The sequence below is a fragment of the Treponema sp. UBA753 genome, assembly GCF_002297325.1.
Taxonomy (GTDB): Bacteria; Spirochaetota; Spirochaetia; order Treponematales; family Treponemataceae; genus Treponema_D.
In genome coordinates this window covers 1,017-12,118 of record NZ_DBKJ01000129.1, presented here as the reverse complement: position 1 = coordinate 12,118, position 11,102 = coordinate 1,017, and the positions used below count along the sequence as shown (strand labels likewise).

Annotated in this window: 6 protein-coding genes and 1 pseudogene; 3 read left to right on the top strand and 4 right to left on the bottom strand. The window is 36.0% G+C overall.

What is annotated here, in order from left to right; translation table 11 throughout:
- Window positions 1–391 precede the first annotated feature (391 nt).
- From ileS to B4C08_RS10210, 3 genes are all read left to right on the top strand, one after another.
- Window positions 392–3,574 carry an isoleucine--tRNA ligase gene (ileS, locus tag B4C08_RS10220; protein WP_296665109.1) on the top strand — a complete coding sequence of 1,061 codons (3,183 nt, stop codon included), beginning with the start codon at window positions 392–394 and terminating at the stop codon, window positions 3,572–3,574.
- A 31-nt stretch (window positions 3,575–3,605) separates the two neighbouring features.
- Window positions 3,606–4,544: a hypothetical protein gene (locus B4C08_RS10215; protein WP_296665080.1), complete on the top strand. Its 939-nt coding sequence runs from the start codon at window positions 3,606–3,608 to the stop codon at window positions 4,542–4,544.
- A gap of 134 nt (window positions 4,545–4,678) precedes the next feature.
- Window positions 4,679–5,146: a tetratricopeptide repeat protein gene (locus B4C08_RS10210; protein ID WP_296665078.1), complete on the top strand. Its 468-nt coding sequence runs from the start codon at window positions 4,679–4,681 to the stop codon at window positions 5,144–5,146.
- On the opposite strand, the gene B4C08_RS10205 is transcribed toward B4C08_RS10210, so the two are convergent.
- The 4 genes and pseudogenes from B4C08_RS10205 to B4C08_RS10190 all read right to left on the bottom strand — a co-directional run.
- On the bottom strand, window positions 5,147–6,493 hold the full coding sequence (locus B4C08_RS10205) for a hypothetical protein (protein WP_296665076.1): 1,347 nt from the start codon (window positions 6,491–6,493) through the stop codon (window positions 5,147–5,149). It lies immediately after the preceding gene.
- Window positions 6,494–6,498: 5 nt separating this feature from the next.
- Window positions 6,499–7,986 (bottom strand): 6-hydroxymethylpterin diphosphokinase MptE-like protein, encoded by a 1,488-nt coding sequence (locus B4C08_RS10200; RefSeq protein ID WP_296665074.1) that lies wholly within the window; start codon window positions 7,984–7,986, stop codon window positions 6,499–6,501.
- A complete protein-coding gene (locus B4C08_RS10195; RefSeq protein WP_296665072.1) occupies window positions 7,983–9,488 on the bottom strand; it encodes a 6-hydroxymethylpterin diphosphokinase MptE-like protein in 1,506 nt (501 codons plus the stop codon). The genes B4C08_RS10200 and B4C08_RS10195 overlap by 4 nt, the downstream gene beginning before the upstream one ends.
- 89 nt (window positions 9,489–9,577) lie before the next feature.
- Window positions 9,578–11,102: pseudogene (locus tag B4C08_RS10190) on the bottom strand (hypothetical protein); the annotation flags it as partial.

Sequence of the window (11,102 nt, the reverse complement as noted above, 5' to 3'; positions counted from 1 at the left end):
TCTAAATGCATATATTGCAATCATTTAGAACTTATTAGACATCCCCGGCAGTGGAGCTGTTGTCTGGACAGCTTAAAAAGGATTTTCCTCCGTTTAGATTTCCACTATAAAAAGTTTACAATTGGAATTTCAATTTCGACATATAGAAATTAACATGAATTAAAAATATATTTGTGTTTTTGGTTAAAGTTATCAGCGTAAAAAACTATTTTTGAATTTTTCTTGTTTATAGATTATTTTGATTCAATTTGATATAATGAAAGTAGTTTTAGAATTCGTCTGATTTTTGAAACTTTTTCATATTTTCTTTTTAGTTCTGTTGTGTTTTGCATTCAGACTAAAGAATTTTGTGCTAAAATTTATTTTTAATTTTATAAAAGGACGGAATGCGATGTACAATCCTGTAGATTCAAAAGCTGATTTTCCGAAGCAGGAAGAAAAAATCTTAAAATTCTGGGAAGAAAACGAAACTTTTAAAAAGTCTGTTTCACAAAGAGAAGGCGCAGAGGAATATGTTTTTTATGACGGACCTCCTTTTGCTACTGGACTTCCTCATTTTGGTCATTTTATTCCGTCTACAATAAAAGATATAATTCCGCGCTATCAGACAATGAAGGGAAAGAAAGTTGAGCGCAGATTCGGCTGGGACTGCCATGGTCTTCCTGTTGAAAATTTGATAGAAAAAGAGCTTGGAATTAACTCTAAGCACGAGATTGAAGCTTACGGTGTTGCAAATTTCAATGACAAATGCCGCGCTTCAGTTTTAAAGTACACTTCAGAATGGCGCAAGACAATCACTCGAATGGGACGCTGGGTTGATTTTGACAACGACTACAAGACAATGAATCCTGACTTTATGGAATCAATCTGGTGGGTTGCAAAATCTCTTTGGGATAAAGGCATGATTTATGAGGGAAAGTACATTCTTCCTTATTGCCCAAGATGCGCGACAGTTCTTTCTACGCATGAGCTTGCCCAAGGCTACAAAGAAAAACAGGATCCTGCTATTACAATTCGTTTTAAAGTAACAAAAGCTCCAGCTGCATTTAAAGATCCTGAAATGGAGAACGGAAGCACTTATTTCCTTGCCTGGACAACAACTCCTTGGACGCTTCCTTCTAATGAAGGTCTTTGCATGGGACCGGACATTGAGTATGTAAAAATAAAAGACAAGGAAAGCGGAGATTTTTATATTTTGGCAGAAAGCCGCCTTTCAGCTTATTACAAGAACGAAACTGATTATGAAGTTGTTTATAAGAAAAGCGGAAAAGATTTTATTGGCGCAAAGTACGAGCCTCTCTTTCCTTATTTTAAGGACTTGGCTGTAAAGGAAGATGGAAGCGATGGCGCTTTTAGAATGTTCAATGCTGACTATGTTTCAACAGAAGATGGAACGGGAATTGTTCATATTGCTCCTGCATTTGGAGAAGAGGACTCTAAGGTTTTCAAGGGAACAGGAATTCCTTCTGTTGAGCCGATGGACGCTGAATGTAAATTTACAAAAGAAGTTACAGATTATGCAGGACGCTTTGTAAAAGACTGCGACAAAGACATAATGGACCGCTTGAAGAAAGAAGGCAAGCTTGTAAAGCGTGATCAGATTCTTCACCAGTATCCGCATTGCTGGAGATGCGGTTCTCCTTTGATTTACAGAGGAATCGGCTCTTGGTTTGTAAAGGTTGCTGATGAGCATGAACGTCTTTTAAAGGCAAATTCACAGATAAAATGGCAGCCATCTCATATAAAAGAAGGCCGTTTTGGAAAATGGCTTGCTGGAGCTAGAGACTGGGCAATCAGCCGAAACCGCTACTGGGGAAATCCTATTCCAATTTGGAAATGTCCTGACTGCAACGACACTTTGTGTGTAGGCTCAAGAAAAGAACTGGAAGAGCTTAGCGGAGTTTATCCTGAAGATTTACACAAACAGTTTGTTGATAAAATAACTATTCCTTGCAAAAAATGCGGCGGAACAATGAAGCGCATTCCAGAAGTTTTTGACTGCTGGTTTGAGTCTGGCTCAATGCCTTATGCACAGCAGCATTATCCTTTTGAAAACAAGGAATATTTTGAAAGCCATTTCCCGGCTGATTTTATAAGTGAAGGACTTGATCAGACACGCGGATGGTTTTATACACTTACTGTTCTTGCTTCAAACCTTTTTGACAAGCCTGCGTTTAAAAACTGCATTGTAAACGGAATCGTTCTTGCAAGCGACGGACGAAAAATGTCCAAGAGTTTGCGTAACTATACAGATCCTAACGAAGCTATTAATAAGCTGAGCGCAGATGCAATCCGTCTTTTCCTTATGCATTCGGCAGTTGTAAAAGCTGATGAAATTCGCTATTCGGATGAAGGCGTGCGTGATGTAATAAAAAGCATAATTCTTCCGCTTTGGAATTCTTATTCATTCTTTGTTCAATATGCGAACATTGACGGAGTTACTTGCACTGGACATGAGTTTGATTCTAAGCTTCCTGAAAATCCTCTTGACCGTTGGATTCTTTCCGTTGCGCAGAAAATGGTAAAGGACGTTTCTTCTGCTTTGGATGATTATGACCTTAGCGCGGCAATTGATCCTATGCTTTCTTTTATTGACCAGATTAACAACTGGTATATCCGCAGAAACAGAAGGCGTTTCTGGAAGTCTGGAAGCGATGCGGACAAACTTGAAGCTTACGGAGCTCTTTATTCTGCTTTGAAAACATTTGCGCTTGTTGCCGCTCCTTTTATTCCGTTCCTATCTGAAGAACTGTGGCAGAACTTAAAAACTTCTGAAGACAAGGAATCTGTTCATTTAATGGATTATCCTGTTTATAATGAAAAATTCCGCGATGAAGATCTTGAGTTCAAAATGGCTAGTGTTCAAAAAGCTGTTTCAATGGGAAGAAGCCTTCGCAATCAGTTTAACTTGAAGAACCGCCAGCCGCTTGCAAGTGTGGCTCTTGTTACACGCAACTCTGAAGAGAAAAAAGTTCTTTCAGATATGCAGAACACAATCGCCGAAGAATTGAATGTTAAAAATGTAATTTTCCATGAGCGCGAAGATGAACTTGTTGAATACAAGGCAAAGGCGAATTTCAGGGTCCTTGGAAAACAACTGGGCGGAAAAATGAAGGCTGCCGCTTCTGAAATTGCAAAGCTTTCAACAGAGCAGATTGAACAGATTCTTGACGGAAAAACTGTTGCAATAAAAGTTGATGGCGAAGACGTTTCTTTGAATCAGGAAAATGTTCTTGTTGAGCGTTTTGAAAAAGAGGATTTAAAAGTTATAAATGATGGAACTTTGACTGTTGGACTTGATACAAAAATTACTGATGAGCTAAAGAAAGAAGGATACGTGCGTGATTTGGTTCGTGGAATTCAGAATCTTAGAAAAGAAAGCGGTTTTGAAGTTACAGACCGAATTGAACTTTCTGTTGGCGGCTCTGAAGTTTTAAAATCCGCATTTGAAATGTTCAAGGATTTTATATCAGGGGAAACTCTTGCGTCTTCTGCCGTTTGGAATGAAAATATTTCTGGAACTGAAATTGACTGCGAAGATGCAAAATGGACTGTTTCTGTAAAGAAAATTTAAATTCTTTCTTGTTGAAATTCTGGAGGCTGATTTGAAAAAGAAACTTGTTCCTGTTTTTATTGCTGTGTTGATTTTCTTTGGATGCAAATCTTCTAAAGTGGAGATTGAAGTTCAAAATGTTGATCCGCTTTCTTTACTTGAAGAAAATTCAAGCATTTATATGAGTGTTCCTGCAAGCAAAAACCAGGAGCTTGTTTCAAAAATTCTTTGCTCCAGAATTTCGGGGCTTGCTGAGAAAGATGCAAAAGCTATTGCTTCAAGAACAGAAATTTTGTATGCAGGTCTTGGAACTATAGAAGACCGCTCTCGTCTTCAAATTGTATCAGAAACTTCTATTCCCCGCATTGTGGTTCAGTCGTCGCTTTCAAAGAAAAATGGCTGGGAAAAATCTTTTGTCTCTTACAATGAAAAAGTTTTTGAAAAGTTTACTCATGCATCGGATGGATTTCAGGCTTCATTTCCTTCTTCAAATTTAGTATGCGCAGCACAAAATGTTGATTTTCTTCTAAAAAAATTTGCGGAAAATAATCCAGCTCCAGAAACCGCTTGGAAAAATTGGATTGCACAAGATTTGTCTCAAGGTGAAATTCTTTTTTACATAACTAAACCCGGCCAGTATTTGAGAAGTCTCATAGGGCAGAGCATAAATGTTGGAACAGACGCTATCTTTGGTTCTCTTTGCTATTTTTCTGATAAAAAAGATTCCGCCAAATATTCTGGAAAATATGAGCTTTCTTTCAGCATTCATTTATTGGATAAAAGAAGTGTAGTTGCGTTGCGCTCTTTGCTGGGACTTTCTTTTGCAATGACGGGCGGCGCGGTTGAACAGACTGATGATTTTACTTTGAAAATTTCTGGAATTGAGATTTCAGAAAATAAAATTGAAGAATTATTTTTGCGTGATCCGATTACCGGAAAACATTATAAAGTTGTAGATGACAAAGTTATTGAAGAATCTGTAAAAAAATGAAAATCCAGACTTTTCTTTTTTTTCTGTTGCCATTTGCTTTTTGTAGATGTGCAACTTCCATTCCTTGTGAAAAAAAAGTTGTAGAAAGAAATCTTTTTGAAGAATATTTTTCAATAGCGGAAAATTATAAAAGCTTGGAAAATTACAGCAAAGCTATTGAATATTATAAAAAAACTTTGACATCAGATTCTTTGCATGACTATGCTTTTTATGAAATTGCGCTTTGCAATGTTTATTTAAAAAACTGGGATGAAGCACAGAATTCTTTTGAACAGCTTTTGCAGAATGATTTAGAAAATACAACCTTAAAAACTTCATTGGCCTATATAGAAGCTATGCGCGGCAATTTAGAAGAAGCTGAAAATTTATATTCTTCTATTTATGAAAATAATCTAGACAATTCTTCAGTTCTAAAAAATCTTATTGCTGTTCTTGTCTCTGAAAAAAAATATGAAGAGGCGAATGAAAAATTTAAAATATTTGAAGAAAAATTTCCAGATGAAGAGTCGATTCCTGCAATAAAGAAAAAACTAGAAGAATTTTTGCCAGCGCAAAATGCTAATGCGCAGAAATCGAATATTGAGGAAGAAAAGTCGGAATAATTATTCTTCCTGCTTATCCTCTGCGATTTTGTTTTCTTTTTGTCCTAAAGAAGTTGTTTCTTCTTGAAATGATTCTGATGCTAGAAAATCTTTGTACCGTTCAGGGTTCACTCTAAATGCAATTATTGGTGAGTCTGCATCGGCTCTGTTTAAGGCTTCTTCGCTTTCGTTTGCAAGACGTGTTGCAGAAATTAGGCGCAATGTCCGTGATGAAATTCCTATTCCTACAAAATGCTGCTCATTGTATTTTGAAAGAACGGAAGTTATTTCTGTATGCAAGTCGCCTGCAATTACAAGAGATTTATCTGTATTTTGATTTTGGAAAATTGCGCTTGCTCCGTCTTCTTTATAATTGAAAACAAGATCGTTGAATTTAACTTTCTCAAGAATTGTTTTGCTGATTTCTTTTCCGCAGGCGGAATTCCAGTCAATGTCCTTAATTTTTATTGTGAATAATGACAGGTCCTGGTCGCTTGAAGCAGATCTTATAAGCTCGCTGTCAAGGCGCGTGAGCATATATTGTTCCCAGCCAAACCCTGTGCTAGGGCAGAAAAGTCCTGATGGCTCTTCTTCCGTGGAATCTTCATTTTTATCTTCTGAAAGTGAAAGTTCTGTCTGATTGTTTGTTTCTTTTTCTGGTTCAGAATTTAAAAATGCCAAAACATCTTCTTCTTGCTCTTGAGGCTCTTCTTCCTGTTCTATGCTATTTTCTGATGTTTCCTCGTTTTCTTCATTTATATTCTCTTCATCATTTTGTTCTTCTTTTTCTTCTGAAAAATCATCGTAGGATTCTATTTCAGGGTATTCAGTCTGTTCCAGTTCATCATTTTCTGATTCTTTTGGGAAAGTCCCATTTTTTATGAAGAAGGCAAGATATGCCGCTGTTGCTATTGTTGCAATTATTACAACTATAAAAGCGATTCGGCCTTTGTAAAAAATTGAAACAGGCTTGAGCAAATATACAGAAGATGTGAGCGAAAGCGGAATTCCATTTTCTGTGAAAACTGTTGTTGAATAAATTTTTACAAGTGAAGAATTTATTTTTTCAAATTCTGACATTTTTCCAGGATAAGAAAAAATCAGTTCTTCGCCATATTTGATTTGAAGACCTGCTATGTCTGAAATATTTCCGAGCGAAGCTAGAAATTCATCATAAAACTTTTTGCTTTGCGGTGCATAGTTTTTGCTGATTCTGCTTAAATCCCTTGTAATTGAATTGAATCTGTTCTGGGAATTAAAAGCTCCTTGTTTATATTCTGCAGCAAGTGAAATAATAAAAACTAGCAATGACAAAATGTATACAGCACAGATTGTTGTTATAAAAATCGAATTTCTTTTTGCTCTCATAATCTTCAATTATATCGTAGAGCCTGATTGTATGCAAGTTTTAAACTGCCAAAAAGTGTGTTGTTTTTAAAAAAAGCAAGAGTCGGCAAAATTGAAAGCCCCCAGTTGCTTTGTAAAATTATTTCCGGATCCGGATTTTTTAAGAGTTCTTTTATTCCATGTGTAAACTGGATGTAAAATTCTGAATAATTGAAATTGTTTTTTGTGCTGAAATTTTCTGTTTTTATTTTTTTATCTGAAATATAAATTCCATTTTTCAGCTTGAAGAAGTTTTTTTCCGCCCATTCATCAAGTGATTTTTTGTATCGATTTAAAACTTCTGTTGTGAATGAATTTTCTTTACCTGGAATTTTTTCTAGTTCAGTCCTGAACATTAAGGCGGCGTATTTTTCTTCTGCGGAAATTATTCTATTTGATTTTGAGAAAAATTGCTTTTCAAGATACGTTCCTTTTGCATATGGCTTTCCAAAACTGTATGCAAAATCAGCTCCAAAGAATTTTATTTTTTGAAATCCGCAGCTTTTTGCCCAGTCTGCTGCTGCAATTGTTACCGTTCCTGCTCCCGATTCAATTTTTTTTATATCCATGTTTTTTGCGGCAAGAAGAGAAAGTGGATGCTGATTTGTGCAAAATTGAACTTTGTTTTTTTTGTTATAAACAAGATTTACAGATTCAGGATTTGAACATAAGTCAAAAATGAATGTTGTTTTTGTTTCGTTGTGTGCGCAGAAAAAATGCTCGGAAGAAATGTGCTGCGCGTCAATGTTTATAACAGCATCTGGAATTATTGAGTTTTGAAGAAGTGTGCCAAAAGCGGTGTCAGTTGAAATTACAAAAAAGTCCCCATGCTTTATTTCTTCTATTGAAAAATCCAGAGTTGGACCTGCGGCCACTATTGCTGCTGTTTTTTTTATTTTGTCTTGCTCAATATTTACTGAAAAAAAATTTTCATTGTTATGCTCTGAAATAAATTTTAGGTTTAACAAAATATTTCTTTGCCATAATTTTCCAAAATGCGCCTGAACAGAATAGTCCGCTGAAACTTTTTCAAGAAAGTTTTTTACAGTAGAAGAAATTTCTTGTGCTATTTGAGGATTTTCATTTTTCCATGCTCTGTTAAAAACTAGCGTTAGGTTTTTGTAAAGCACAGGAAAGTATTTTGTGTAAAGAATTTCTTCAAGGTTTGATTTGTCGCATAGTATTGCTTTTTTGCATTCTTCTATTTTTTTTGTGGATGAAAACTGTTTGCAAAATTCAAGACTTTCTGAATCTGCTTCAACTGCAATTATGAGAGAAATATTTTTTTCACTAAGAAGTTTTTCTATATGAAATCCACCAGCAATTCCTGCAACAATAATGCAACCTTTTGGCAAAGCTTCAAATAAAATTTGCTCTGCATCAGGATTGTACTTTGAATTTGCAGGTTTACCATTTTTAAATAATGGAATTCTGCTTCCGTTTTTTGCTTCGGCTATTTCTTTTGAATAAATCATATTGCGACATTTCTTCCTAGAGCTTTCATTATATCACAAAAAAACATTTTCATTCCTTCTTGAATTCTTTTTTCAATTTTTTCTTTTTCGCACAAGTCTTTGCATCTTTCCAAAGATATGGCTTCGGCGGGAAGTGCGTTTTTTATCCATTCTGGATTTGAAATGTTTTTTATTACAGTGTCGCGCAAAAAATTTATTCTTTGTTCTTTGCTAAAAATATTTTGTGTTTCAATTATCTGAGGCTTTGTTTTGTTTTTAAAATCAAAAGTTTGTTTTTCAAAAAGAATCCAGTCAACATCTTTTATTTTTCCAAGTTTCGAATCATAGTTAAAATTATCGCTTAGCCTAAAAATCCGTCCGAAAAAATCATTTGAAGAAAACCATGTTTTGTAAATATTAATTGAAGCTGTGTTTGTTTCTGAAGAAAAATTTCGAGTTTCGCTTGTGCGTATTCTGTTGTCAAAAACTGAATTCCGCTTTTCAAGTTCATTTGGCTGTGTGTGCGAAAATCCTTTTGAAAATGAAAGATCAAGTCCGCAGTAGAAAATTTTTCCGCTTGTGATTGACAGTGCCAAATAAGATGCAGTTCCGCTTACGCTGCCATTTCTAAATGCCGAATGCCCGCTGTAGCCTGAAGCTTTTAAAATTTCTTCTGAACAGCCGTCTCCATAGAAAAGTGGAATTATGTTAGTTCTTTCCAGTATTGATGCAAAGCATGAGGCTTCTCCTGGCAATGCGAGCGGAATTTTTTTTGAATTGCATAATTGCACAAGATGAAGTTTTGCCCAGTATCCGCCGTCAGTTGAAATGCACAAATCCGGTGTGATTCCATTGAAAATGAGCGAAGAAAGAGATGAGGAAACTGCTATTAAAAAAAATCTTTCCCGGTATTTTTTTAAAAACGGAATATCTGATTTTAAACTTGGTCCGCTTGCGCACACAACAATGTCTGATGTTCCATTTTTTATCAGCGCAGTATTTTTACAGAACATTGAAAATCTAAGCGCATTTTTTGCCCATCTTTTGCTGAAAAAAGTTCTTGTCGCAAGCACACTTCTGCTTTTTAAAACAGCTTTTTTTATTTCCTCCCATGAAAATTCGTAAAGCTCTTTAAATGGATTTTCACTTGGTTTCCATGAAAGAAAAAGACATGATGAAATTCCTTCGTCTCCCATAAAGTTGAAAATTTCTTCTTCAAGAAGTGGATTTGTTTTTTGTGATTTTCCGTAGGCGTAAAAAATTTTATCCCAGTTTGAATTTGTACTTTCAAATTCTTTTGAAAATCTTATGCAGCATAATATTGCATTGCTGAATTTTTTTTTAAGAAATGGAACGCAGTATGAAAGGGCAGGCTCTGTTACGAGCACATAACGCGGATAAAAAGAACACTCTGCTGTGTTGCAAAAACGTTCGGCTTCTTTTGATGGATTGTAGGAAGAGTGCAGGCGGAATCCATTTTCAGTGCAAGTTGTTTCGCCGTTTGTTGCTGTTGAAAATTCCATCAATTTTTTTCTCCGAGTTTTATAAAAACAAAGCCACATTTCCAAATGGAAACATGGCTCTTTTCAATCATATTCTTGAATCCTTCTTATTATGAAAGTCCAAGTTCTGCAAAAAGCTTTTTGTATGTTTCAAACTGCTCTGACTGCGCAAATTCAGCAATCTTGTCTTCCGGGAGATTTTCCAAGAGCTGATCCATGTATGCAAGCACAGATTTTATTTCAGCTTTCATATCAGCTGGAATTTCATTTGAGCGGTCTTTGATTTCTACTGGTGCTTCAGATGAGCTTTCTTTAGAATCCTGACTTTCTGTTTCGGGTTCTGGAGCGGCTTCCCAATTTGAGAATACGTTTTCTACTGGATGCTCGCTGATTCCTGTTTCAAGATTTTCATCTTCCGCTTCATTTTCTTCTTCACGAAGTTCTTCTGGTACTTCACTTGTAAGGTATTCAATGTTGTCTTCTGTGAGCGGCTCGTTTTCTATTTCTGTATTTTGAATATTCAGCGATTCCAAAGTAGGTGAAGGAATATCTTCGTCTGTTATAGTTGCTTTTTCTTCTTCCTGCTGAAGCGGTTCTTCTGTCTCTGATTTTGAATTTTCTTCCTGAATGTCTATTTCAGGTTCTGCGATTTCTTCTGGCTCTGAAATTTCAGGTTCTTTAAAATCTTCTGTTGCGGCAGGAACTGTTATTTCTTCTTCCTGCTGAGGTTCTGAATTCTCTGTTACATCTGATTCAACAGGCTCTTCAATTTCTTCAGCTGGTTCATTTTCTTCTTCTGTTGCAGTGTCGATTGTTTCTGCGTCATGCGAAGTGAATTCTGCTGAATTAAGAATATTGCTAAGCTCGTCGCCGCTCAACGCAATTGTATCATCTTCATCTGTGTCATTGAAGAAACCTGTGTCTTCTTTTTCTGCTACGACAGGTTCTTCTGGTTCTGGCATTTCTTCTGCAGGCTGTTCTTCCGCTGGAATTTCTGTTTCTTCTATATTTTGAATTTCAGCCGCTTTTTCAGAAGCAACTCCGTTTTTCTTGAGTTCTTCAAATTCATCTTTTAATCCGTTTATTTCAGATTTTAAAGAAGCAAGCTCTTCCGCAATTTTATTTAAGATTGCAGAATTGTCAATTTTTTCTTCATTCTGAAAATCTTCTGTCTGCATATTTTCCTCCAGTGGCTGCTCATTTTCATTTTGCTGAATTTCTGAAACTTCATGGGAAGTTTCTTCTATTGTACTTGTATTTGAATTGTCTTTGCAAGTGAAGACGCTGTATGTCTGTTTTTCTTCTTCGTTTTCAAGATTTTCTGTTGAAACTTCATCTGAAAGGGAAGCGGCTTCTTCTTCGAATGTGTCAGGAACTTCCGGTTCAGCTGGAACTTCAGAAATATTTTCCAAGTCCTCTGGCGTTACCGTTACACCTGTCATGTCATAGTCAGGAGCTTCATCCAAATAAGAACTTACATCCAAATCATCTTTTTCTGCTTCTTGCTGCGGAATTTCTTCATCTGAATCTGCAATTTCTGGAGCTTCAAAAATATCTGGCTCTGGAAAATCTTCAACTGAAGTTTCATCTGCAATTTCCGGCTCTTCCGCGACTTCAGGTTCTTCTACAGTTTCA